Raw genomic sequence first — 24,218 nt, forward strand, 5'->3', positions numbered from 1 at the left:
ATGGAACTCACCACACTCTGGTTCATTCTCATCGCCTTCCTCTTCCTCGGCTACTTCGTGCTCGAAGGGTTCGACTTCGGCGTCGGCATGCTCATGCCGTTTCTGGGCCGCAAGTCCCGGATGAACGCGGACAAGCGACGGCGGGCCACGCTCAACACAATCGGACCTGTGTGGGACGGCAACGAGGTCTGGCTGATCACCGCTGGCGGCGCGCTGTTCGCGGCCTTCCCTGACTGGTACGCGACCTTGTTCTCCGGCTTTTATATCCCGCTGCTCCTCATTCTGCTTGCCCTCATCTTCCGCGCGGTGGCTATCGAATTCCGCGGCAAGATCGACGACGACCAGTGGCGCGCGCGATGTGATGCGGGCATCATCATCGGGTCATGGTTGCCCGCGATCTTGTGGGGCATGGTCTTCGCGGCCGTTGTCAGCGGCACCCCTATCGACGAGAACAAGCAAATCACGAACATGTGGGAAGCGTTCTTGAGCCCCTACGCAATCCTCGGTGGCATCACGACCACAATGCTCTTCCTCCTCCACGGGGCGGTATTCGTCGCTCTCAAGACGGGCGGGGAAGTACGGGCGGACGCGATCAAAGCCGCGGGACTCCTCGCTCCAGCAACGTTGCTCGTCGCCGGAGGGTTCGCGGTATGGACGCAACTTGCCTACGGATCGACGCTGACCTGGGTATTCACCTGGGTGGCAGCGATCGGCCTGATCGTCACCGTTGTGATGACGGCGAGGCAGCGCGAGGGGTGGACCTTTGTCGCCACCTTCATCACCGTTGCCGCAGCGACAGCGCTGCTTTTCGGTTCGCTGTTCCCTGACGTCATGCCATCCTCACTGAACCCCGAGTGGAGTCTCACGGTTGCGGAAGCCGCGTCCTCGCCGTACACGCTCAGGGTCTTGACATGGGCCGCAGCGTTCCTCGCGCCGGTCGTCATGATTTACCAAGGCTGGACGTACTGGGTGTTCCGCAAACGGATCACCACTGAGCAGATCCCGCCGTCCATCGGGCTGAAGATGCGGCGATGAAACCGTTCGATCCCCGGCTCTGGCGACTCTCAGCACCGGTACGCCCGTACCTGGTACTGACCGTCGTCATGGGAGTCGTCACCGCGGCGACAGTGATTGTCATGGCTCTGATGATCGCGACCATTCTCGCGGGCGTTGTCACGGATCCGGCGCGCAGGGTGCCTTCGGTGTGGATCTGGGAACTCTCGGTACTCGCGGGAGCCGTGCTTGTGCGAGCGGCCGCGATGTGGTTGCACACCAGGTTCGCGCATCGCAGTTCTGCCGCTGTTATCCGCGATCTGAAAATGGACGTGCTGCGTGCCGTGGCGGCGATGCCCCCACGGGACCGAGCGGCCGTTCGTGACGAGACCGCGACGGTAGTGACTCACCGGAATGGTGGACTCGACGGGCTAGGTCCCTACCTCACGGGTTACCTGCCCGCACTGGCTCTGGCCGCGATCGTGCCACCTGCGGTGCTCGTGGTTATCGCGGTGCATGACATCACGTCCGCGCTCATCATCTTCTTCACCCTGCCGATCATTCCGACATTCATGATCCTCATCGGACTGCTGACGCGCGGAAAGTCACGGGCAAAGCTCCGCTCGATGTCGCAGTTATCGGCGCAACTGCTGGACTTGATCGCGGGTCTGCCGACGTTGCGCTCGCTGGCACGGGAGCGCGGGCAAACCCAGCGCGTCCGAGAGCTAGGGGAGCAGCATCGCCACACCACGATGGCGTCGCTGCGGATCGCGTTCCTGTCGTCCATGGTGCTGGAGATGTTCGCCACTCTCTGCGTTGCCCTCGTCGCTGTCAGTGTGGGGCTGCGGCTCGTGTACGGAAACATGGAACTGCAGCCCGGGCTGGTCGCGCTGATTCTCGCTGCCGAGGTGTACCTGCCGCTGCGGATGGTAGGGGCGCAATTCCACGCGGCTGAAGACGGCGTGAGTGCCGCGGACAGGGCGTTCAGCCTGCTCGCTCCGCGCGCGACAACCAGGCCAGGCAGTCGCCAGCTGCCGAGCGGCCCGTACACCGTTGTCGTAGCCGGACTCCGAATGCGGGCCCGCGAAGGTTTCGCGCCGGACGGTTTCAGCGCAGAGTTCCGGCCGGGGGAGATATCTGTCATCACCGGACCTAACGGCGCGGGGAAGACCACGGCCCTGCACGCGGTCCTCGGTCTCGTCACCCCTGATGGTGGCGCCGTGACAGTCAGTGGGTTTCCCGTTGCCGACCTGGATATCCAGCAATGGTGGGACCAAGTCGCGTGGGTGCCGCAAAAGCCTGTGCTCATCCCAGGGACCGTCCGGGAGAACCTTGAACTCAACGGGCCGATCGACGACATCGCACGCGCTGCTGAGCAAACCGGTTTCGGGGAGGTTCTCGCGGAATTGCCCGATGGCCTCGAAACGCGCATCGGCATCGGTGGCACTGGCCTGTCGCTGGGGCAGCGACAACGGCTCGCGCTGACGCGTGCCTTCGCTTCGGACGCGCGCGTGCTGATCGTCGACGAACCGACTGCACACCTAGATGACCTCTCCACCGACCGCATACTGGACGCAATGCGAGCCCGGGCAGCCACCGGAGCCACCGTGATCGCCGTTGCTCACCACGCACGTGTGCTGGCGGCAGCCGATCAGGTGACCACGCTGGGGGCTTCGGCAGGGAGGCTCGTATGAGGACGTTGTGGCGCGCATTGAGGCTGCTCGAGATCCCCGCCGGGCGGACGTGCCTCGCGATCGCTGCGGCGACGGTCACACTCGGCTCCGCGCTGACCCTTGCTGGCGTGTCAGCATGGCTCATCATGCGGGCATTCGAGATGCCTCCCGTGCTCGACCTCACCGTCGCGGTGGTGGCTGTCCGTGCACTGGGAATCAGCCGCGGCGTCTTCCGATACCTCGATCGACTCGCAACTCACGACCTCGCGCTGCGCGGTACCGTCGCCGCGCGCACCACGGTCTACGAACGGCTTGCAACTGGGCATCCCAGGGCTGCTCTCGGCGCGAGCCGTGGTGGCATGCTGGCGCGCACGGGAGAAGACATCGACACCCTCGGTGAGACGGTGGTGCGTGCGGTCGTCCCCGCTGCGGTCGCGGTCCTGCTCAGTCTCGCTGCGGTGGTGGCCCTTGCCGTGATCGCGCCGGCTGCAGCGCTGATACTCGCGCTCGCGCTCATCGCCGCGGGGGTGCTCGCGCCACTGCTCGCCGCGGGGGCAGCCCGACTGCGGGAAGCCGAGGCCGATCGCTATCGCGGGGAGCACCGTGACGCTGCCATGAACGTCCTCGACCATGCTGCTGAACTGAAAGTCTCCGGACAGTTCGGGGCGGCGGTGCTACGGGCTGAGACTTCGTTGCACAACTCCGATCGCTCAGCAGACCGAGCTGCGGTTTCGTCTGCTGGCGCTGCCTCCGTGACCCCCCTCGCGGTCGGCGTTAGTGTCATCGGCGCGTTGCTCATCGGGATGAACCTCTATGCAACAGACAGCCTGTCGATCACCTCGCTCGGAATTCTGGTGCTGCTGCCGCTCGCTGCCTTTGAAGCAACATCAGCGCTGCCCGACGCCGCAGTGCACCTTTTGCGTGCTCGACAGGCGGCAGGACGTGTGATGATGCTGCTCGATGAGGCAACAAGCGTTACCGCAGAGGGTCAGGGTGGGCGCGCGCATGGGCACTCGATCGCCGCCCAGCAACTCCACTGCGGATGGGGTGGCACCGTTGCGTCAGGACCACTCACTCTGAACTGGCCAGAAGGCAGCCGAGTTCTCATCACCGGACCGAGCGGTGCCGGCAAGTCCACCCTTCTAATGACGCTTGCCGGGCTCATACCGCCGGTTGGGGGGTCAGCTGCAGCGGGGGGTCAGCCGCTAGACGATTGGGACCCCGATACGCTTCGCCGGACAGTCACATTCTTTGCCGAGGACGCGCACATATTCGCGACGACGCTGCGCGACAACCTGCTCGTTGCCCGGCCGGACGCGACCCGTGAAAACATGGTGGATGCGATGCAGCGCGTCGGTCTGGGCGACTGGCTCAACGAATTGCCTGACGGCCTCGACACGGTGCTCGTCGGTGGGGATGAGGCGCTATCCGGCGGGCAGCGGCGAAGGCTGCTTCTTGCCAGGGCGTTGCTCTCCCCGGCCTCGGTGTTGCTTTTAGACGAGCCGACAGAGCATTTGGATGCAGATGACGCGGCTCGCCTCCTGGACGCGCTGCTCGATCGGGACAGCGGCCTCGTCCACCACGACAGGACGGTCGTGGTGGTGTCACACCAGCGGCCGTCGAGGACTATCCGGGCGTCGCGGGACCTGGAATGCCACGACGTTACGGGCGCTCCTGATATCGCGCGAACGTCGCGGTGAACTGCCCGCGGCCATGTGTCATCGAGCGCATTGCCACTGCGTAGTCGAGTAGCTCTCCCTGGGGCACCGAAGCGATTACGGCTGTAGTGCCGTTGTCGCCGGGTTCGGTTCCTTCGATCTGGCCGCGCCGCCTGGCAAGGTCAGCGAGAACATCGCCCTGCAGAGCGTCGGGCACAGTGACTTCGACGTGGAATATGGGTTCCAGCACCTTCGTGCCACCCCGTTCGATTGCCTCCTTCAGCGCGAGAGCCCCCGCCATCTTGAAGCTGAACTCGTCGGAGTCCACCGAGTGATGTTTGCCGTCGACGACGGTGGCGCGGATATCGACGAGGGGATAGCCTTCGCGGCCGCCACGCGCCATGGATTCCGCGATGCCTTTCCCCACTGCCGGGATCAGAGACTTGGGGATCACCCCGCCACGAGTCTCATCGACGAACTCAAACCCGGAGTCACGGGGGAGCGGCTCGAAACGCACAGTCGCGACACCGAACTGGCCGTGTCCGCCGCTCTGCTTTTTGTGCCTGCCCTCGGCCTGCACAGCCTCTGCGAGCGTTTCCCGGTACGCGACCTTCACTGGTTCAGTGTTCACGCTGATGCCGAACCGCCGGTGCAGGCGAGTGAGGGCGACCTGGACGTGCATATCACCCGAGCCCCTGATGACGAGTTGATGAGTTTCCTGGTCGCGATCTGCGTGCAGGGTGGGGTCGTCCCGGACCATTTCAGCGAGTGCCGTCGCGAGCTTTTCTTCGTCCCCGGTGCGCTGCGGCGTGACGGCGATTCCGTACACGGGCTGCGTATTCACCAATTGGTGCACCTGGAACGTCGAGCCCGCAGGTGCCAAGGTGTCGCCAGTAGCTACGTCGGACAACTTGATCGCCGCCACCATGTCACCCGCGCTGGCAACGCCGACGCTTGTGGTTTTACTTCCGAGAACTGTCAGCAGGTTGTGCACGCGTTCTTTATTTCCGGTGCGCTGGTTTATCAGGACATCGTCCGCGTGCAGCGTGCCCGAAAGCAACTTCATCAGCGCGACCTGGCCGACGTACTCGTCGGTTTGAGTTTTGAAGACGTACGCGATTGTCGGGCCGTCCGCGGTGCACGGCAGTTGCACTGTCCGACCCGCTTTTTCCAGGGTGCGGGGCGGCACGTCATCGGGACTCGGTCCGAGGCGGCAAATAAAGTCAAGGAGCCGGTCCACCGCAATCATCTCTGTCGCGGAGCCACACAGCACTGGCCATAGGCTTGCGTTCGCGAAGCCCGACCGCAGCGCGCGGTCGAGTTCAGCGACAGTGATGTTTTCGCCGTCGAGGTAGCGGGCGACCAGTTCGTCTTCGATCTGGATGACGTCCTCGACCAGGTGTTCGTGTTCTGCGCGTTCGTGTTCCGCGATCTGCGGGGGGACTTCATCGCGCTCGACAGTCGTCCCCGTGTCATAAAAGAACGTGTGTTCAGTGAGAAGGTCACAGACGCCGGTGAAGGCTCGCGCTTCTCCGACGGGCAGCTCGATCGGCTCCACGCCCTGGCCGAAATGCGCGCGGACATCCTCGACCGTCGCGTCGAACGAGGCACGATCCTTGTCCATCTTGTTGACGAAAATCAGTCGGGGAATGGACCGCTCGGCTGCGATGGCCCACATCATTTCGTCGCTTACCTGCAGGCCGCTCACGCCGTCAACGACGAAGACCGCCATGTCGGCCACCTGGAGCGCGATATCCGCATCACCGGCGAAGTCGATATAGCCCGGTGTGTCGAGCAAATTTATGCGGTAATCATCTGAATCGAATGACGCCAGGCCAAGCGTGAGGGATTGCGCCCGTTCGCGTTCCTCGGGCTGCGTATCGAGAGTAGTGTTGCCGTTTTCGATGCGGCCCGGACGGCTGACGACGCCAGCTGCGAAGAGCAGCGCTTCGGCCAGGGAGGTCTTTCCGTTGCCCTGGTGGCCCACCAGCGCGACGTTGCGTATGCGCAAATCGCCGATGATGTTCGCCTCCCCTCGGGAAGGAGTCCGTGAGTACTTCGACAGTACCGCTCACGGACGATCGGGATCAGGGGTCTTGAAAAATTCCGTTGCCGGTCAGTCCAGGTCCAGGTACCTTCGCAAGTACACGAGGAAGGAGGTGGTCCAGAAGATGATTGGCTTTAGGACACGTGAGGTGGCTGTCCGCTAGCTGCCAGCTGCGCCAGGATTCACCCCCTGCCATTGGCAGCGAGCGAATACCAGGCAGCTACCCGGCCCCCGAACCACCGGCTAAGTCCAGTCGGTACACACGGTTCGGGGGCTGTCCGTTTTTGCGGCCTCTCCACCACACACCGGGAGTACGGACCACACACCGTCAGCAGAGGGTGTGTGGTCGGGAGTCACGGTGTGTCGTGCCGTATGGGCGTCACTCGACCTGACTTTCAGCCGCTACGGTATGCTTTGATCAAATATCAAGAGATGCGGTGTCCTGAGGGGGCGCACAATGACGAGCGCTGCGAACAACAACGTGCCAGGCGGCACTTCGCCCGAGCCGCGCTTCGACTACGACATGTGGAACCACGTCGACGGCATCGCTGCCTTCCTCGCGGGGACGGCCAACGTCATCATGCAACTCAGCCTTCCTCCGGTCGGTTACGGAGTCGTTGAAAGCCCGGTCGACAGTGGGAAAGTGACGCTGCATCCCGTCAAGAGGTTGCGAACCACGTTGTCTTACCTCGCGGTTGCACTGCACGGCACCGAGGAAGAACGTCTGCGATACCGCGAGGCCGTCAACCAGTCACACCGGCAGATCCGGTCCCGTCCTGGCAGTCCCGTCAAATACAACGCGTTCAGCCCTCGGCTGCAACTCTGGGTGGCTGCCTGCCTGTACTACGGCATCGTGGACATGACCGAGCGCCTCCACGGGCCGATCCCCGAGACTGACGCCGACGCGCTGTATGACTACTGCGCCCGCCTGGGTACGACGCTGCAGATGCCGCAGGAACTTTGGCCCCCCGACAGGGCTGCGTTCGACGAATACTGGCGCCACACTCTGGCCGCGACGTCGATCGATGACACTGTTCGCGACTACCTCGCTGAATTGGTGGACCTGAAGGCGCTGCCGCTGCCGGTTCGGGCCCTGGCCGCGCGGCCACAGCGCTTCATTGCTACCGGCCTGCTCCCGCCCCATCTGCGCGACGAAATGCGGCTTCCGTGGTCCGAGCGAGATGAACGCATTCTCGCAAAGGGACTTACCGCCATCGGAATGGTTTATCGGAGATTACCTCATATCGTCCGACGGTTCCCGATGAACTTCTACCTCTGGGACACACGCAGGCGGATGCGGAAAAACCTGCCTTTGGTGTAAACGGCGAGAGCCCATTCCTGCGCCGGGCTCTCGCCTTCGAACGCCGGCTTACTTGTACCGGCCGTGCAGCAGTTTCATCGTTTGCTTGACCAGGCTCGTTGTCATCTTGGTGCGCTTGAAACTCAGCAGCGCCATGCCTGGAATGGCAAACCGCTGGTTCGCGATGGCGTGCGGACGTGTGAACTCCTTGAGGCCCCACTCGCCGTGAATGCGGCCGATTCCCGATTCGCCCACTCCTCCGAAAGGGAGCGCTGGGATCGCTGCGAAGCCAAGCACTGAGTTGACTGACGTCGCACCGGCACGCAGGCGGCGCGCGATCTCCATGCCGTGATTCTTGGAGAAGACGGTTGACGCGAGCCCGAACCGGGACGCGTTGGCAAGTTCGATGGCTTCGTCGGCGCTGTCGACCGTACGGATCGTGAGCGTCGGGCCGAAGGTCTCTTCCACTACAGCAGAACAGGTTTCGTCGGCGTCAACGATGACGACGGGCTCGATATAACGTTCTTTGACGGAGTCGGCCCCGCCGACTACGGCTCGGCCGCCGTGTTCGAGTGCGTCCTCGATGTGGCTGCGAACAATGTCGATCTGGCTCGGCATTGTCATCGGGCCGTACGATGCGCCCTCCGCATCACCGGGTTTCAGATCCCTGATGATCTTCTTGATCTCGGTGATGAACTCATCGCTGACACGCTTGTCAACGTAGACACGTTCGACGCCGACGCAGGTCTGGCCACTGTTGGCCATAGCGCCAAATGCGATCGCGTCAGCGGCTGCCTTGACATCTGCATCGGCCGCCACGATTGCGGCATCTTTGCCCCCGCACTCGAGCAGCACGGGCGTGAGGGATTCCGCTGCCGCGGCCATGATCCGCTTACCAGTGGGTGTCGACCCGGTGAAGGCGATCTTGTTCACGCCCGACGTCACCAGGGCGGCACCAGTTTCCCCGTAGCCGTTAACGGTGGTCAGGATGTGTTCGCGCAGTTCCGGGTTCGCGAGGCGGAACGAATCAGCGAGATAGTTGCCGACGGCAGTGGTGTACTCGCTTGGCTTGAACACAACAGAGTTACCCGCGGCGAGCGCATATGCAATTGACCCCATGGGTGTGTAGACGGGGTAGTTCCAGGGCCCGATTACGCCGATGACCCCAAGTGGGTGCTGTTCGATAACCGCGGAGAAGTTCGCCATCAGCAGGCCAGGTGCGACCTTTTTCGGTGAAAGCACCTTTTTGGCATGCTTCGCCGCCCACGCAATGTGTTCGACCGCGAGCACAAGTTCAAGGTACGCATCATCAACGGGCTTCCCGTTCTCCGCGTGGATCAACTCGCTGAGCTCGTCAGCATGATCGAGCAGATAACTGACCCACCTGAGTAGATGCTGCTTGCGGCCATCGAAGCCGAGGGCATTCCAGCTTCTGGCAGCTGAGCGCGCTCTCTCAACGGCCGCCCGGACTTCCTCGGGCGACTGAATTGCGTGCACTGAGATGACGTCACCCGTGGCCGGATTCTTCGATGCGAGGGCTGAGGCGGACTGTGCCGGTGCCGTACCTGAGTTTGTCTCTGTCGTCGACATTGAGCTCCTTCGATGTGCGGCGCGAAAATCACAATGCGCCCTGTGAGTCCATCATGACGGTTGTCGGCAGAATGTCAATAAGGCGAATCTTCTCGTTGGGGAACGCGGAGCCGTTGGCGCTCGCGCGCGAATCGTCCTGGAGTGACGCCTTTCCACGATTTGAACGCGTGGGTGAAACTCGAAGCATCCGCGTACCCCAGCCGCTCGGCGATCTGCTCCACCGGCAGTCCTGAGCTGAGAAGATCCTCCGCCAGCAGCCCCGTTGTCTCCGCAGCCAGCTCCCGGTACGAAGTACCTTCTTCTGCCAGCCTCCGTCGCAGGGTCCGCACAGTGAGATTCATCGCGCGAGCTACCTCGTCCTGATTCGTCGTGTGGCCCCGTCGCAACAGGTGCTGCCGTACCTGGCCGCTCACGCCCACTCGCGCCTGGCGACGGTGCATCAGCGCCGCGCATTGCTGGACGCACATCTCTGCGATATGGCGATTTGCCTGCGGAAGAGCGAGCGGAAGCAGAGTGGCGTCGATGCGCATGACAGTTTCAGGCATGCTGAAGTTCGGTTTCGTTCCAATCGCTGCAAGGATGTCCCGGTACCGGTCGACATAGCTTGGTTCGGGGAGGGCAATGTCGAGGCTGGCGAGCATGATCGGCACCGTGGGAAGCAGTGGCCGCATCATCGTGATGATGGCCGATAGATCCCGTTCCGTATTGAAGCAACGAACGTCGTCGGGAACACCCGTATCGTCGAGTACTAGCGTGACCCGGTCACTCTCATCGTGGCGGTGCAACGTGGAAAAAGAGAACGACAGATCAAACCAGCGCGTCACGACTTCGAGTGCCTCTCCCACCGTCGGGCTGCTGATCATAGCGAAACCGAGTGGCCCGAATGAGGGTGCGTGGTAACGCGTCCCGGCTTCCAGCCCCAAGCCTGGAACGTCGGGCAGATCAGCAAGTAGGTTGCGAACAAGTACAAGTTCTTGGGCAGCGGTCACCTCCGCGGTCGGGTCGCGCAGAGTTTCTGAGGTGATGCCGGTGCCGCGGAGCGTCTGAGTTGGCTGGACACCTCGTTCGGTGGCGAGTTCAGTAAGCATTGCGGCACTCACACTGGACCTTGGCATCGACCAGCGATCGATCATCTGTCTCACACTGCCCGCAGTGGCCGAATTTCTCAAGTTTCTGTCCTCTGGACTCATAGGCATGGCGGATGAGCAGCCGTAGGTTTGTCCTTATCCGCAGTGAAGGGAAGACCAATGGAGCTCGCCGATCTTGTTCGTGTGCACGGGGTGCCAGAATCAGCGCTGGACGCTGAAGTGGCAGAACGGCTTGGAGCGAACCAGGCGCCCGCGCCGTGGCAGTGCCTTGCCAGGTCGGTGCTGTGGTTCGGCCGGGGCGGAGCCGCAGCGGGCCGCGCAGTGGCACCCAGTGTCGGACGCGGGGGTAAAGCCCTCGGTGTGGTTGGTGGAATGGTTCAGTACCTCGATACGCCTGTCGGCAGTTACGGCGAAGTGTTCGGTGCTGCTGGAATCCGTCACGGCCGCAGAGTCGTCGGCAGTGTCCCGTTCATGGCTGTCGATTCGGAAACGAGCCTGGTGGGCGGGCGCACAAACTGGTCACTGCCCAAGACGCTGGCGACCTTTGAGGGTGCGCCAGAGACCGGTAAGACCATGACCGCGCAGGGGCGTGAATGGCACGTTCAGGTAACCGCACGCGCCCTCGGTCCAGCAGTGCCCATGCCAACGCTGTCCACGGCGCTGGCACAGCAGTGGCCGGACGGTTCCGTAGGGCTGAGTTCGATGCGCGCATGGGGACGAGTGCGGCCAGCCCTTGTCACTGTCGAAATAGACGCGCCCCCGACGCTATCTGGCTGGCTGCGTTCGGGCCGACACGTTGGCGCCGTATTCGAATCGATGGAATTCACTCTCGGCCAGCCGCAGAAGGAGGCATGAACATGGCCCGCGGAGAAACACAGAACACCGCCAGCCCGTCAGTCATCATCGTTGGCGCAGGCTTTGGTGGACTCGGGATGGCAATGGAACTGCAGCGCGCTGGTTTCAACGATTTCACCATCCTCGAACGTGCGGACGACGTGGGTGGAGTGTGGCGCGAAAACACCTACCCCGGCGCGGGGTGTGACATCCCTTCACCGCTGTACTCCTACTCGTTCGAGCCCAAATCTGACTGGCCGAAGCGTTTTTCACTCCAGCCTGACATTCTCGAATACATGCGCGGCGTCGCGCGAAAACGGGGCCTATTCAATCATATTCGGTTCGGGACAGAGGTAAGTGAAGCCGAGTTCAGTGAAGACACCGGACAATGGACTGTTCGCGTCTCGGGTGGCACTGAATTAACAGCTGACGTGGTGATCATGGCGGCCGGCCAGTTGTCCCGGCCGTCGATGCCACGCATCCCGGGCATCGAAAAGTTCGAAGGACAGTCCTTCCATTCCGCCGAGTGGGACCACAGCGTGTCACTCGAAGGCAAGCGTGTTGCGGTTGTCGGCACGGGCGCGAGTGCCGTCCAGTTCGTTCCGGCCATCGCTCCCGATGTTGCGCATCTGACCCTTTTTCAGCGTTCCGCCGCGTGGGTGCTGCCGAAACCCGACGTCGAGTACAAACCGTGGCACCATACTGTGTTGAAGAGGATCCCTCCGGTACGTCTCGCTGAACGCCTTGGGTTCTGGGCCCTCTGCGAGTTTCTCTCGCTTGGTCTCGTTGATATCCCCGCGATCCAGCCCATGGTCGTCCGCATCGCCGAAAACCACCTTCGCAATCAGGTTCCCGACCCGGAACTGCGCGCCAAGCTCACGCCGGACTATCCGGCCGGGTGTAAGCGCGGCCTGTTCTCGAATGACTACTTTCCCGCGCTTACCCGCCCAAACGTCACGGTGGAAACCACCGGAATCAGGGAAGTCACCGAAACTGGCGTGGTGACCGAAGACGGCGTGCACCATGAGGCCGACGTGATCATTTACGGCACGGGCTTCAAGGGCACGGAGTTTCTGTGGCCGATGAAGATCTTCGGGGCTGGACGCCAGGCGCTTCAGGATGTGTGGGGGCCCAAGGGAGCCCGCGCCTACCTCGGCATGGCGATACCCGAGTTCCCCAACCTCTTCGTCATGTACGGGCCGAACACCAACCTTGGGGTCGGTTCGATTGTCTACATGATCGAGTCGCAGGCGCGCTATATCCGCCAGGCAGTCGAGGTCCTCGCCCGTCGTCCGGGGCAGTACCTCTCGGTCCGCCCCGACGTCGAGGAAGCATTCGACGAGAAACTGCAGAAACGCTTGGACCGGAGCCCGTGGAACTTCTGCTCGAGCTGGTACCGCAACGCCGCTGGCCGGATCACCAACAACTGGCCTGGCACAGTGTCCTCGTACCGGCGCAAAACTCGCCGCCTCAAACTCGATGACTACCACCTTGTCTCTGCACGGAAGGGCTCCTGACAATGCGGTCAACCCCTCAGACTCACTACGACGTACTCGTGATTGGCTCTGGCTTCGGTGGCAGCGTCACCGCGCTCCGTCTCACAGAGAAGGGATACAAGGTCGGCGTGCTCGAAACTGGGCGCCGTTTCGCTGACCACGAGTTCGCGAAGAACTCTTGGCATCTGCGCGAATATCTGTGGGCCCCCAAGCTGGGCTGCTTCGGCATCCAGCGCTTAACCTTGCTCAACGACACTTTTGTGATGAGTGGGTCGGGCGTGGGCGGTGGTTCGCTGGTGTACGCGAACACGCTGTACGAGCCGCCCGAGCCGTTCTACGAAGATAAGCAGTGGGCGCACATCACCGATTGGTCCTCGGAACTCGCACCCCACTATGACCAGGCAAATCGGATGCTGGGTGTGAACCTGAACCCCGCCACGACCGCGGCAGATCGCGTACTCCTCGAAGTAGCGAAAGACATGGGTATCGAGGACACGTACCACCCCACTCCTGTCGGGGTGCTGTTCGCTGATAAAGATGCGAAACCCGGCGGAGAAGTACCGGATCCGTACTTTGGTGGCGAAGGACCGAGCCGCAGAACGTGCACGCATTGCGGTGAATGCATGACGGGATGCCGCCACGGCGCAAAGAACACCCTGGTCAAGAACTATCTATTCCTCGCGGAGCGAGCCGGTGCGACGGTGCACCCCCTCACCACCGCGACAACAGTGCGGCCTGTGATGGGCGGCGGCTACACGGTCGACACGGTCCGCACCGGCCGCTGGGTGCGTAAGAACAAGCAGACCTTCACCGCCGATCACGTGGTTTTCGCGGCTGCTGCGCTGGGAACCCAGACGATGCTGCACCGCATGCGTGACGAGGGTCATCTGCCGAAGATTTCGCCGCGACTCGGTGAACTTACCCGCACCAACTCCGAAGCCGTGCTGGCGGCGAAGTCCCTGAGCAACGACACCGACTTCACCAAAGGTGTGGCGATCACATCATCGATTCACCCCGACTCGGTCACGCACATTGAGCCCGTCCGTTATGGCAAGGGCAGCAACGCGATGGCGCTGCTCACCACCGTCCTGGTGGACGCAAAAGAAGGTAAACGCCGATGGATGCTGGGCTTGCGTGAGTTGTGGCGCTGGCGGCGCCGCCTATGGCGCATCCACAGTCCCCGCCGCTGGTCTGAACGCATGATCGGCCTGCTGGTGATGCAGACCGTCGACAACTCGATCACCACATACACCAAACGCGGGCTGTTCGGCCGCAAACTGTCCACCAAGCACGGACAGGGAGACGCACCGCCGGTGTGGATTCCTGTGGGGAACGAAATCACCCGCAGGGTCGCCGAGAAGATAAAGGGCATCCCGCAAGGTTCGTGGACAGAAATGGCGAACATTCCGATCACCGGACATTTCATCGGTGGCTGCCCGATCGGTGATTCGCCGCAGACGGGGGTCGTGGACCCTTACCACCGCGTCTACGGATATGAAGGTCTGCACATTGCCGACGGCTCGACGATCTCGGCCAATCTCGGTGTGAACCCGTCTCTGACGATCACCGCGCAGGCGGAACGCGCTATGTCGTTGTGGCCCAATAAGGGCGAAGCTGATCAGCGGCCTCCGCTGGGGTCCAAATACGAGCGGCTGAGCCCGATCGCCCCGCGTAAGCCGACGGTGCCGACCAGTGCGCCCGGCGCACTGCGCCTCGACATCACTCCAGTGCAGCGAGCCGCAGGGGAGTAGGCAGTGGAATACGTGGTTCGTGGTGAAGGTGAGCCGCTCGTCCTCATCCACGGCATCGGCAGCCGCTGGCAGGTGTGGGAGCCCATACTCGACATGCTTGCCCATGATCATCAGGTTTGGGCTGTTGACTTGCCGGGCTTCGGGAGTAGTGACGCCATCGAAACAGAGGCTGGCGTAGAGCATCTCATCGACTACATGCGGGCGTTCTTCTCTGAGAAGGGGATCGAGCGCCCGCACGTGGCGGGAAATTCGATGGGTGGTGGTATTAGCCTCGAACTGGGAAGACTAGGCGTGGCTCGCTCCGTTACTGCCTTCTCGCCCATCGGGTTCTGGAACACCGGCGAACGCCTGTGGACGCAGATCGCACTACGGGGCTCGCGCGCACTCGCACGTCACGCCGCCGGAGTAGTGCCGATGCTCGCGAGTAATCGCGTGTCGAGGGCAGCGCTATTCAGTCTGTTCTATGCCGACACCGCGTCGCTGACTATTGAGGAGATCCTCGGCGACGTGGAGGGACTCGGAGGTGCAGAAGGCTTCGACGCCGCACTTGCATCGTTCTCCCAGTACGGTGCCTCGCCGGTGACAACAGAACTACCAGTGACGGTGGCGTGGGGGAGTCGTGACCTGCTTCTTCCCTACTGGACGCAGCACCGTCGCGCGAGTTCACTCCTCCCCGCTGCGAACCACGTGACGCTTCCTGCCTGCGGACACGTCCCGATGCGGGATAATCCAACGTTGTGCACCGAAACAATTCGGCGCACAACTCAGGACGCTGTTACAGCGAGCGAGCGATGAGTTCCTTCATCACTTCGTTCGCTCCGGCATAAATCTTCTGGATCCTCGAATCGGTGAAGATCTTCGCGATGGGATATTCCATCGTGTAGCCGTACCCGCCGAACAGCTGAAGACACCGGGTCGCGACGTCACATTGCTGTTCGGTTAGCCAGTATTTGGCCATCGCCGCGGTCGCGATGTCGAGCTCACCTCGCAGATGTTTCTCGATGCAGTCATCGAGAAACACGCGGCCGATCTGGGCGACGCTCGCGCAGTGTGCGAGCTCAAAACGGGTGTTCTGCAGCGCGAAGAGCGGCTTCCCGAACGCCATGCGGGACTTTGTGTAGTCGGTCGTCAATTCGACAGCAAGTTCCATGCTCGCGACGGCAGCGCCAGCAGCGATAAGCCGTTCCTGGGGGAGTTGCTCCATCAGCTGATAGAAGCCCAGACCTTCGGCTTCACCGAGAAGATGCTCAGCGGGCACTTTGAGGTTGTCGAAGAACAGTTCGGTGGTGTCCTGGCCCTTTTGGCCGATCTTATCGAGGATGCGACCGCGCTCGAAACCAGGTGTGTCGTCGCCCACCTCAGCGACGAGTAGCGAAACGCCGGCAGCGCCTTTCGACGTGTCAGTTTTCGCGGCAATGATGACGAGGTCGCAGTTGCGGCCGTTCGAGATGAAAGTCTTCGCGCCGCTGATGAGGTAGTGGTCCCCTTCTCTCACCGCGCGGGTGGTGATGCCCTGCAGATCAGATCCGGCGCCCGGCTCGGTCATGGCGATTGCGCCGATCCATTCGCCGGATGTGAGCTTCGGCAGCCACCGGCGCTTCTGTTCCTCGCCGCCGTAGGCGAGCAGGTAGTGGAGTACGACGCCGGTGTGCACGCCGAGCTGCATTGAGCTTTCGCATGCACGAACCTGTTCGGTGAACAGCACGATCTCGTGTGCGAAAGTCCCGCCGCCACCACCGTATTCTTCGGGGATCGACATTCCGAGCAGGCCTAGTTCACCGGCTTTCCGGTAGACGTCCCGGTCAGGGAAGCCTTGCGCAATGAAGCGGTCAGTGTGCGGGGTGACCTCTTTGGCGAAGAACTTCCGGGCCAGATCGGCTACCGCTGTGAGCTCCTCATCCATCCAGCGAGGCGTGGACTTCGCTGGCGAGGGGGCAGTTGCTGTCATGTGGTCCTCCAGATGTGGTTACTCCACATCGTCAGCCACTATTGGCAGAATGTCAATAAACCTATATCGTGGTAGTTATGTCGCAAAGCGTGAGCAATTACGAAGCCATCGACTACCGGGTGTCTGATCACGTCGCAACGGTCATGCTCAACCGTCCCCAAGCCGGAAACGGCTACACGATCACGATGGCGAACGAACTCGAGAGCGCGCTGAGTCGTGCGGACGCGGATCCTGACGTTCGGGTGGTCGTGCTGGCAGGCGCAGGCAAGAATTTCTGTGTCGGCGCGGACCTATCCGGTGGCGGTTTCGACGTCACAGGCTCCGACGAAACGTTCGACGACACATGGTGCGAACCTGCAGGCCGTTGCTCTATGCAAATCTTCCGCATGAACAAGCCCGTCATCGCTGCCATCAATGGCGCCGCAGTGGGCGCTGGGTCGACCATCATCCTGAGTGCTGACTATCGCCTCGCGGCGGAGGATGCGCGCTTCGGCTTCGTATTCAGCAAGCGCGGAATCTACCCCGAAGGTGCGTCAGCGTGGTTCCTGCCGCGACTTGTCGGCCTCGGCCGCGCGATGGACTGGATGATCAGTGGGCGTGTTTTTGGTGCAACGGAAGCGCTTGAAAGCGGTCTGGTGACGAGTCTCCATTCTCCGGGGGAGTTGCTCGACGCCGCGTACGAACTGGCCCACACTCTCATCGCGACCACCGCGCCAGTGTCAGTAGCCGTGATCCGCCAGATGCTTTACCACTGCGCCTCGATGCCGACTCCCGAGGACGTCCAGCGCCTGGACTCCCGCTTGATTGCCAGCCTTCCTGCCAGCGCTGATGCGAAGGAAGGCGTTGAGTCCTTCCTTGAACGACGCGCACCAGAGTTCCCCGGAGCGGTCCCGGCGGATATTCCGCCGTGGCTGCCCTGGGTAGATTAGACGTGTGGGTGAACCGGTGAGCCAGGATGCGAGCGCGGGCGTCGTGCCGCTGCGCGAGGATGCGGTGGCATCTCGGTCACGGCGTCAGCGCTTTGAGCCGGACGAGCGCCGGAAGCAGATTCTGCGCGCGGCGATCCGGGTTTTCGAGGAGAAGTCATACGCAAGCGTGTCGACAACTGAGCTAGCGCAGGCTGCAGGCGTGACCCGCGGGCTCATGCACCACTACTTCGGTACCAAGCGGGAGCTGTACATCGAGGTGATCCGGGTGCTGGTGACGGTCCCCGAGATGGACGAGGTCGGCAGCGCTGCCGGGAGTGTCGAGGAACGGGTTGATTCGTGGATCGCGGGTTTCCTCGACTTCATTGAGCGTCACGGCAGGCTGTGGGTCTCGGCTGTATCAGCAGAAGGATTTGGTGGGGACCCGGATGTGATGCGGGTGCTTGATGAGGCTGACGATATTGCTGCCTCACGCCTGATCGAGGTCGTAGGGTTAGGCCGGTTCGAGTCGTCGGAAGAAGACTTGCGGGCCATGATCCGTGCGTACGGCGGCGTCGTGAAAGCTGCTGCCCGCGAATGGGTCCTGCGCGGGTCGCTCACCCGCGAGCGCGTGCACGCGATGTTGCGTGGTGCGCTACTGGGGATTGTGCGCGAAGCTCTCGTGTGGGACGCCTAGCCAGGTTTTCGTGCACTCCTCTGCTAATTCGGGGGTACGTCCTGAGCGCCATACGCGACTAGTTGCATCAGGCCTCCGGAATCGATGAAAACCGCAACATCGCTGAGGGACTCCGGAACCTCGCCGTCGAGGACGCGAATGCGGTAACGGAACTCGCCATTTGTCAGCGATGGCTCAGTCAGTTCCACCACGGCAACTGATTGCTCGCCTCCACTGGTGAAGACCAGGCCAGCATTCGGCGGATCATCGGTGAAGCTATCGGCGGATTGAGACCAGGACTCAATAAACACATCATGCGGTACATCGCCAGACTGCCGGTCTGGACGAGTTGTGAACCACGTGGTCGTGGGCGCGATCCCCGTCAGGTTCAGTTCGCCAGCCCGGTGTGTTCCCTCTGCCGCGGACTGTACGAACAGGTAGGCATGGCCGGATGCATCGGTGTTTTCACTGTCTTCGCCGGACCCGCATCCGGCGGCGACGACGCATGCAGATACGAATCCGCTCAGAAGTACCCTTCGCAACACGGGATGACCCCTCTCGGCTGCCCCGGTACCGGACAAATTCACTTTACCGGACCAGGCTAATCCGGCCGGTCATTCATGGTTCCGGAACCTGAATCATTTCTGACCGCTCCCTGACTCACTATTGGCATCCTGACAATAGTGAGTTACTGTGTGTTCTGTCCCACTGCGTAGCCCCGGTGCCTGCGCCCAGGGTTGCTACTTCGCAGCAACGAGTCTCCTGACAGTGCTCACCGTGGCGCTGATTCGAAAATCACCTCCCACCGCAAGGAGCGGCGATGACGAAAACACGATCCTCCCAGGCCAGAACGCTATGTGAAGCATTTCAGAACACTGTTCGCGACTACTCATCCCGGATTGCGGTCCGTACGCCCGGAGGTGCGACAACCTTGACGTGGGGCCAATACGGTGAGCGAGTGCGGGCCATTGCCGCGCAGCTGCACTCCATCGGGGTTCGGCACGGCGACACTGTCGCGCTCATGATGACGAACCGGCCAGAGTTCCACCTTGTTGACACGGCCGCGCAGCACCTCGGGGCGATTCCGTTCTCGATCTACAACACGTCGTCTCCCGACCAAATTCGGTACCTCTTCGGCGACGCGGAGAACGCCGTTGTTGTCTGTGAAGCGGCCTTCGCGCCGGTACTGGTCGACGGTGCGCGCGGAACCGGTGTGAAGCACATCGTGTGCATCGATGGTGCTCCCGCCGGAACTGTCGCACTGGAGGACATTCCTCTGAGCGAGTTCGACTTCGAACGTGCCTGGCGCAGCGTGACGCCGGACGACGTGCTGACGCTCATCTACACCTCAGGCACCACCGGCTCACCGAAAGGTGTCGAACTGACCCACAAGGGCATGCTCGCGCAGGTGGACGGCTCCGAGCTACTGATGGGTGTGACAGCAGACGATCGGGTCATCTCGTTCCTCCCGAGCGCGCACGTCGCCGATCGGTGGTCAGCGCACTACATTCAGACCGTCTGCGGTAACCAGGTCACGTGCGTCGCGAACCCGAAAGAGGTGGTAGGCGCGCTGGCGGATGTGCGCCCCACGTTCTTCGGCGCGGTACCGACGGTATGGCAGAAGATCCGCGTTGCGCTACTTGCGGCCGTCGAGGGCGAACAAAGTCCAGTGAAGAAGAGGCTTGGTACGTGGGCGCTCTCCGTCGGCCAGGAGATGGCCGGGGTCAAAGGAGCTGGTGGGCGTCCAGGGCGGCTGCTCGCCGCGCAGTACGCTCTCGCCGACAAGCTGGTTCTGAGCAAAATCCGCCACAAGATTGGACTCGATCAGACGCGCGTCGCGCTATCCGGCGCCGCGCCGATCGCGCCAGAAGTGATCAAGTTCTTCATCGGGCTGGGCATTCCACTTTCGGATGCCTGGGGCATGTCTGAACTTTCGGGTCTGAGCACCATGAGCCACTCCGGTCAGGTTCGGCTGGGCACAGTTGGTAAGCCAGCGCCGGGCGTGTACGCGAAACTCGCTGACGATGGTGAATTGCTCATCTCTGGTCCGATTCTTATGCGCGGTTACCGCAACCGGCCCGAGCAGACAGCCGAGGCGATCGACAGTGACGGCTGGCTGCATACAGGTGACATCGCGTCGATCGACTCGGACGGCTACATCAGCATCGTCGATCGTAAGAAGGAAATCATCATCAACGCTGGCGGCAAGAACATGTCGCCCGCGAACATTGAAAACGCAGTTAAGGCGGCATGCCCGCTGATCTCTCAGGTCGTCGTCATCGGCAACGATCGCAAGTACAACGTTGCGCTGGTCGTTCTCGACGAGGAGGCTGCTGCAGCGTTCGCGAAGCAGCGCGGCATCACCAGTGAGCTTTCGGAACTAGTCGCGAGTCCTGAACTTCGGGAAACGATTGACGCAGCGGTTGCAACCGCGAACAGCGGCCTATCCCGTGTGGAGCAAATCAAGCGCTACAGCGTCCTCAGCGAGTATTGGGAGCCAGGGTCAGAGATGCTGACGCCCACGATGAAACTGCGCCGCAAGCCGATCGATGCGCTATATGCGGCGGAGATTGAGGCGCTCTACAACGAAGCGACCGCGCGGGTGTAATGGTGTTATGCGCAAAGCTGGATTGCCGCTACCGTATGCGGTCGTCGACCACGCAGGAAATGGGCTCTTCGGTCCGAGTCTGCGGTCGCGTGCGGTAGTTGCTCTCGCTCGAACCTTGATCAGGCCGCTGCTCGGTGTTTTACCGCTGAACGCCACAGTAATGCGCTGTGCATCTTTGCTGGATCGAGGTGCAGCGTTGATGCCCCTGTCCAAAGAAAGCTCCTTTGAGCGGGTGACGCTCGCTTACTGTGAAGCCGAGATTGTCCGGGCCGACGACGAGGCGACGATCGCCGACGGAGCACTGCTCTACCTCCATGGCGGCGGGTTCATCGCCGGTGGGCTCAATACTCATCGGCGAATGATCACCGTGCTTGCCCAGCTCACTGGTCTTCCCGTTATGCACGTGGCGTACCGCAAGTTGCCCGGGGCTACGATCAGAGAATCGGTTGCCGACTGTGTCAAGGCGTATGAGTGGCTGCTGCAGCATGGGGCACACCCGAAGCATGTGGTGGTCGCCGGTGAGTCGGTCGGGGGATTCCTCGCCTTTGCGGCTGTGATTGCGGCCCGTGATCAGGGGATGCCGGCGCCAGGTGGCCTCGCCGCAATCTCCCCGTGGCTTGACCTCGACTGCGCCGCGAAGAGCGCCGAGGCACGTGCGCAGACCGAAGCCCTCCTGCCGATTGCAATGTTCGAAACGGTTTCCCGGCTGGGTGCTGAAGTGGACGGTGTGCTTGATTCCACCCTCTCACCTGCTCTCGCTGACGTTCGCGGGCTGCCGCCAACTCTTCTTGTGGCACTCCGATCTGAGGTGCTACGGCCGGACGCGGAAGCGATGGCGGCTCGGCTTGGCGGGGCGGGCGTCCCCTGCGTTTTGCACCTCTGGCGAGGCCAGATCCACGCCTTCAGTGCACTCTTTCCGGGCTCGACGGAGGGGTGGGAGGTCTTGTCGGATCTCAGCGAGTTCGTGCGGGCGCGCGTTGCGGCTCAACCGGCTCAACCACATGCCGGGTGAGGATGCCAACGACCAGTTCGGTGCAGTAGCTGACGAGCCGTCCGCGGGGGAGGGTCAGGCGTCCTTCAGTCCAATCGAGGAAAAGGGTGACCACGGACCCTGAGAGTGCAGATGTGTCGAGCTGAAGGCGCATCTCATCGACGCTGTTCTGGTCACCGAATTCGCTGAGCACCTGCGCTGCGGCCGCCAAGATGAAGTGGGGCAGTCCGTGTAGGGCGTGCTCACGCAGAGTGTTATCTCCGAGGGCTTCCCGGAGAAGAAGGCGGGCCGCACGAGGGTCGCTTTCGAACTCCCGGGCCGCAGCATCGAACGCTGCATAGCACTTCGCTTCCATACCCTCTTCGTCAGCCATCGCACCGGCGACTCTCTGCTGCAGCTGTTCAACGGTTCGGTCGAATACCGCGAAGAGGAGGGCGTCACGGTCGGGGAAGCTCTCGTAGAAGTATCGAGGCGAGAGATTGGCCGCCCGCGTGACCGCGCGCATGGTGAGCGCGGCCACACCCTCGTTGGCCACGAGCTCGTATGCGGCGTCGAGCAGTTGCTGACGTCGCTCGTCAGCGCGGACGTGGAGGGTTCGCCCGCGCCACTTCTTAGCTGGTGCTGAGCTTTCCGTGGCCACCTACCCATGGTACTTGACATGCTTGCCGTTCATTGGAATCATCTGATTCAAGTTGAATCGGCTGATTCCAGTTAGGCAAAGGAGCCTTGCATGGGTGCGACTTCGAGCCGCTATGCGGACCAGGCGTACGCGATCACAGCGCGTAACGTGAAATTCGATTGGGAAGGCGTGCCGCTGCACTACCTTCCGGGTGAGCCGGTGGCTACCCAGTTCTTCAACTTCATGCACCTCGTCCTCCCTGAAGGGGAACGTGCGATGGCAGCGGCACTCGCTGAGGCGCTGCCCCACATCCATGACGACCGGCTGCGCGAAGAGGTTCAGGGTTTTGTTGGGCAGGAGTCGATGCACGCTAGTTCGCACGAAGGTGTGCGTGAGCACCTAGAACGCAACGGTGTCCCTGTACAGCCCGTGATCGACCGCATGCACTATCTCGTCGACCACGTGATGGCGGACCGGGGCCTCACCGGGCGTGCCAGAAAGGAGTGGCTCAAAGAGCGCTTAGCGCTATATGCGGCGATGGAGCACTTCACCGCCGTCATCGGTCAATGGTTTCTCGACAACGACAAGATCGATGACATGCATCCAATGATGCTCGATCTCATCCGTTGGCACGGCGCGGAGGAAGTCGAACACCGCAACGTCGTTTTTGATGCGTTCCAATACCTCGACGGCAGCTACGGGAGGAGGGTGCGCACGGGGCTTCTCGGTGCCGCAACGCTCGCGGTGCTCTTCGCGATTACGATGCGGCACCTCGTGCGCACCGACCCAGAACCGGGGAAATCCAAACACCCTGTCCTCGATTTCATTGCCGCCACCCGGCGCGGCAAGATCCCCAGCTTCACGATCTTCCTTTCGGAGATGCCGCAGTATCTGCGCCCGAACTTCCACCCGTCTCAGATGGGCAGCCTCGACAAGGCCATCCGGTATCTGGCGCTGTCGCCCGCAGCGCGTGCCGCGGAGGCATCATGAACGAGGTGCGGGTCGAGCCAACTCTGAAGGCAATCGCCGGTGTGGCCCGCGCCTATCGCAACGTGGTGGTCTGCAGCCCTCCCGTCCCAGTACTGGCTGCGCCGAAGCCGGTCCGGCATAGCGGCTACGACTTTGAGCTCGTCGTTCAGGAGGCTGTCGCTGTCGCTGACGATGTCATCAGTCTCAGACTTGCAGCGCCGGACAACCTCGCTTTGCCCACGTGGACACCGGGAGCACACCTCGACGTCTTCTTACCCTCTGGCAGGCAACGCCAGTATTCGCTCTGCGGCGACCCCACCGACCGGAGCTACTACCGTATCGCGGTCCGCCGGGTACCCAATGGGACGGCGTCGGCTGAAGTGCACGAGCACGTAAAAGCGGGGGATTCACTCCGCGTTCGCGGCCCGCGCAACGCGTTCAGTTTCATCGAAGCCCCCGCCTATGTGCTGCTAGCCGGTGGCATCGGTATCACGCCGATTTTGCCGATGTTTCGCGCCGCCGCGCATGCCGGAGTGCCCACTAGGCTGGTCTACACAGGCCGTACCCGTGCGTCGATGCCTTTCGTCGCGGACATCGAGTCGATCAGCGCGCCGTCGCGAATCTTGCCTGACGACGAGTACGGCGCGCCAAATCTGACGGAGCACCTGGTCGACATTCCGCCCGGCGCGGCCGTCTACGTATGCGGCCCGCCACCAATGCTCGAGTCCGCGCGCACACTTCTGCCGCAAGTCAACAGCACAGCCTCGCTTCACATGGAACGTTTCTCAGCCGCGCCAGTGCGTGGGGGTGCGCCATTTCAGATCAAGCTCGCGCGAACGGGCAGCACAGTTGACGTTGCGGCCGACGAAACTGCGCTCGCCGCGATCCGGCGCGCATTTCCCGGGGTCGCCTACTCCTGTCAGCAAGGCTTCTGCGGCTCCTGCAAAACGCGAGTGTTGCATGGCGACGTTGATCACCGCGACCGCTTGCTCACCGAACCCGAACGCCAGCACTCGATGCTCACCTGTGTTTCGAGGTCGGTGGACGGCCCCCTGATCCTGGACCTATAAGG

At 62.2% G+C, this 24,218-nt stretch carries 20 protein-coding genes; 14 read left to right on the top strand and 6 right to left on the bottom strand.

Going from position 1 to position 24,218, the window contains the following annotated elements; all coding sequences use genetic code 11:
* The 3 genes from cydB to cydC are packed head-to-tail and all read left to right on the top strand — an operon-like array spanning position 1 to position 4,366.
* Complete coding sequence (cydB, locus tag AS9A_RS03475; protein ID WP_013805514.1) at positions 1-1,035, top strand: cytochrome d ubiquinol oxidase subunit II; 1,035 nt, start codon at positions 1-3, stop codon at positions 1,033-1,035.
* Entirely contained in the window at positions 1,032-2,687 is a 1,656-nt protein-coding gene (gene cydD / locus AS9A_RS03480) for a thiol reductant ABC exporter subunit CydD (RefSeq protein ID WP_013805515.1), read from the top strand. The genes cydB and cydD overlap by 4 nt, the downstream gene beginning before the upstream one ends.
* Complete coding sequence (gene cydC, locus AS9A_RS03485) at positions 2,684-4,366, top strand: thiol reductant ABC exporter subunit CydC (protein ID WP_013805516.1); 1,683 nt, start codon at positions 2,684-2,686, stop codon at positions 4,364-4,366. The genes cydD and cydC overlap by 4 nt, the downstream gene beginning before the upstream one ends.
* Here the strand turns inward: cydC and fusA are convergent.
* The gene (fusA, locus tag AS9A_RS03490; RefSeq protein ID WP_013805517.1) at positions 4,329-6,335 is read right to left on the bottom strand and encodes an elongation factor G; all 2,007 of its coding nucleotides are present in this window, start codon (positions 6,333-6,335) and stop codon (positions 4,329-4,331) included. The genes cydC and fusA overlap by 38 nt on opposite strands.
* A 493-nt stretch (positions 6,336-6,828) precedes the next feature.
* Here fusA and AS9A_RS03495 point away from each other — a divergent pair, with 493 nt between their 5' ends.
* Positions 6,829-7,692 carry an oxygenase MpaB family protein gene (locus AS9A_RS03495; protein WP_013805518.1) on the top strand — a complete coding sequence of 288 codons (864 nt, stop codon included), beginning with the start codon at positions 6,829-6,831 and terminating at the stop codon, positions 7,690-7,692.
* Positions 7,693-7,740: 48 nt separating this feature from the next.
* On the opposite strand, the gene AS9A_RS03500 is transcribed toward AS9A_RS03495, so the two are convergent.
* On the bottom strand, positions 7,741-9,261 hold the full coding sequence (locus tag AS9A_RS03500) for an aldehyde dehydrogenase family protein (protein ID WP_013805519.1): 1,521 nt from the start codon (positions 9,259-9,261) through the stop codon (positions 7,741-7,743).
* A 74-nt stretch (positions 9,262-9,335) separates the two neighbouring features.
* Positions 9,336-10,361, bottom strand: coding sequence for an AraC family transcriptional regulator (locus AS9A_RS03505; protein ID WP_158307341.1), 1,026 nt, complete (start codon positions 10,359-10,361; stop codon positions 9,336-9,338).
* A 147-nt stretch (positions 10,362-10,508) separates the two neighbouring features.
* Between AS9A_RS03505 and AS9A_RS03510 the strand changes: the two genes are divergently transcribed.
* The 4 genes from AS9A_RS03510 to AS9A_RS03525 are packed head-to-tail and all read left to right on the top strand — an operon-like array spanning position 10,509 to position 15,225.
* Positions 10,509-11,204, top strand: coding sequence for an acetoacetate decarboxylase family protein (locus AS9A_RS03510; protein ID WP_013805522.1), 696 nt, complete (start codon positions 10,509-10,511; stop codon positions 11,202-11,204).
* Positions 11,205-11,206: 2 nt separating this feature from the next.
* Positions 11,207-12,700: a flavin-containing monooxygenase gene (locus tag AS9A_RS03515; RefSeq protein WP_013805523.1), complete on the top strand. Its 1,494-nt coding sequence runs from the start codon at positions 11,207-11,209 to the stop codon at positions 12,698-12,700.
* A gap of 2 nt (positions 12,701-12,702) precedes the next feature.
* On the top strand, positions 12,703-14,430 hold the full coding sequence (locus AS9A_RS03520) for a GMC family oxidoreductase (RefSeq protein WP_013805524.1): 1,728 nt from the start codon (positions 12,703-12,705) through the stop codon (positions 14,428-14,430).
* 3 nt (positions 14,431-14,433) lie between these two features.
* Entirely contained in the window at positions 14,434-15,225 is a 792-nt protein-coding gene (locus AS9A_RS03525) for an alpha/beta fold hydrolase (protein ID WP_013805525.1), read from the top strand.
* On the opposite strand, the gene AS9A_RS03530 is transcribed toward AS9A_RS03525, so the two are convergent.
* Complete coding sequence (locus tag AS9A_RS03530) at positions 15,206-16,378, bottom strand: acyl-CoA dehydrogenase family protein (protein ID WP_013805526.1); 1,173 nt, start codon at positions 16,376-16,378, stop codon at positions 15,206-15,208. The two genes, AS9A_RS03525 and AS9A_RS03530, sit on opposite strands and share 20 nt — an antisense overlap.
* Positions 16,379-16,455: 77 nt before the next feature.
* On the opposite strand from AS9A_RS03530, the gene AS9A_RS03535 reads away from it, so the two are divergent.
* Entirely contained in the window at positions 16,456-17,307 is an 852-nt protein-coding gene (locus AS9A_RS03535) for an enoyl-CoA hydratase-related protein (protein WP_013805527.1), read from the top strand.
* Between the two features lie 4 nt (positions 17,308-17,311).
* A complete protein-coding gene (locus tag AS9A_RS03540) occupies positions 17,312-17,980 on the top strand; it encodes a TetR/AcrR family transcriptional regulator (protein ID WP_013805528.1) in 669 nt (222 codons plus the stop codon).
* A 23-nt stretch (positions 17,981-18,003) separates the two neighbouring features.
* On the opposite strand, the gene AS9A_RS22560 is transcribed toward AS9A_RS03540, so the two are convergent.
* The gene (locus AS9A_RS22560) at positions 18,004-18,504 is read right to left on the bottom strand and encodes a hypothetical protein (RefSeq protein WP_013805529.1); all 501 of its coding nucleotides are present in this window, start codon (positions 18,502-18,504) and stop codon (positions 18,004-18,006) included.
* A gap of 275 nt (positions 18,505-18,779) precedes the next feature.
* Between AS9A_RS22560 and AS9A_RS03550 the strand changes: the two genes are divergently transcribed.
* A complete protein-coding gene (locus tag AS9A_RS03550; protein WP_013805531.1) occupies positions 18,780-20,567 on the top strand; it encodes an AMP-dependent synthetase/ligase in 1,788 nt (595 codons plus the stop codon).
* 7 nt (positions 20,568-20,574) lie between these two features.
* A complete protein-coding gene (locus tag AS9A_RS03555; protein WP_013805532.1) occupies positions 20,575-21,579 on the top strand; it encodes an alpha/beta hydrolase in 1,005 nt (334 codons plus the stop codon).
* Here AS9A_RS03555 and AS9A_RS03560 read toward each other — a convergent pair.
* On the bottom strand, positions 21,521-22,198 hold the full coding sequence (locus tag AS9A_RS03560) for a TetR/AcrR family transcriptional regulator (RefSeq protein ID WP_049793645.1): 678 nt from the start codon (positions 22,196-22,198) through the stop codon (positions 21,521-21,523). The two genes, AS9A_RS03555 and AS9A_RS03560, sit on opposite strands and share 59 nt — an antisense overlap.
* Before the next feature lie 90 nt (positions 22,199-22,288).
* On the opposite strand from AS9A_RS03560, the gene AS9A_RS03565 reads away from it, so the two are divergent.
* Positions 22,289-23,167 (top strand): metal-dependent hydrolase, encoded by an 879-nt coding sequence (locus AS9A_RS03565; RefSeq protein ID WP_013805534.1) that lies wholly within the window; start codon positions 22,289-22,291, stop codon positions 23,165-23,167.
* The gene (locus tag AS9A_RS03570) at positions 23,164-24,216 is read left to right on the top strand and encodes a PDR/VanB family oxidoreductase (RefSeq protein WP_013805535.1); all 1,053 of its coding nucleotides are present in this window, start codon (positions 23,164-23,166) and stop codon (positions 24,214-24,216) included. Before AS9A_RS03565 ends, AS9A_RS03570 begins: the two co-directional genes overlap by 4 nt.
* The last annotated feature ends 2 nt before the right edge of the window (positions 24,217-24,218 follow it).

This window comes from Hoyosella subflava DQS3-9A1 (assembly GCF_000214175.1).
GTDB lineage: Bacteria > Actinomycetota > Actinomycetes > Mycobacteriales > Mycobacteriaceae > Hoyosella > Hoyosella subflava.

Excerpts from the sequence above, each read along its gene's own strand:
- cydB (WP_013805514.1), top strand. The coding sequence starts at position 1 with ATGGAACTCACCACACTCTGGTTCATTCTCATCGCCTTCCTCTTCCTC.
- cydD (WP_013805515.1), top strand. The coding sequence starts at position 1,032 with ATGAAACCGTTCGATCCCCGGCTCTGGCGACTCTCAGCACCGGTACGC.
- cydC (WP_013805516.1), top strand. The coding sequence starts at position 2,684 with ATGAGGACGTTGTGGCGCGCATTGAGGCTGCTCGAGATCCCCGCCGGG.
- AS9A_RS03495 (WP_013805518.1), top strand. The coding sequence starts at position 6,829 with ATGACGAGCGCTGCGAACAACAACGTGCCAGGCGGCACTTCGCCCGAG.
- AS9A_RS03500 (WP_013805519.1), bottom strand. The coding sequence starts at position 9,261 with ATGTCGACGACAGAGACAAACTCAGGTACGGCACCGGCACAGTCCGCC.
- AS9A_RS03510 (WP_013805522.1), top strand. The coding sequence starts at position 10,509 with ATGGAGCTCGCCGATCTTGTTCGTGTGCACGGGGTGCCAGAATCAGCG.
- AS9A_RS03515 (WP_013805523.1), top strand. The coding sequence starts at position 11,207 with ATGGCCCGCGGAGAAACACAGAACACCGCCAGCCCGTCAGTCATCATC.
- AS9A_RS03520 (WP_013805524.1), top strand. The coding sequence starts at position 12,703 with ATGCGGTCAACCCCTCAGACTCACTACGACGTACTCGTGATTGGCTCT.
- AS9A_RS03530 (WP_013805526.1), bottom strand. The coding sequence starts at position 16,378 with ATGACAGCAACTGCCCCCTCGCCAGCGAAGTCCACGCCTCGCTGGATG.
- AS9A_RS03535 (WP_013805527.1), top strand. The coding sequence starts at position 16,456 with ATGTCGCAAAGCGTGAGCAATTACGAAGCCATCGACTACCGGGTGTCT.
- AS9A_RS03550 (WP_013805531.1), top strand. The coding sequence starts at position 18,780 with ATGACGAAAACACGATCCTCCCAGGCCAGAACGCTATGTGAAGCATTT.
- AS9A_RS03555 (WP_013805532.1), top strand. The coding sequence starts at position 20,575 with ATGCGCAAAGCTGGATTGCCGCTACCGTATGCGGTCGTCGACCACGCA.
- AS9A_RS03565 (WP_013805534.1), top strand. The coding sequence starts at position 22,289 with ATGGGTGCGACTTCGAGCCGCTATGCGGACCAGGCGTACGCGATCACA.
- AS9A_RS03570 (WP_013805535.1), top strand. The coding sequence starts at position 23,164 with ATGAACGAGGTGCGGGTCGAGCCAACTCTGAAGGCAATCGCCGGTGTG.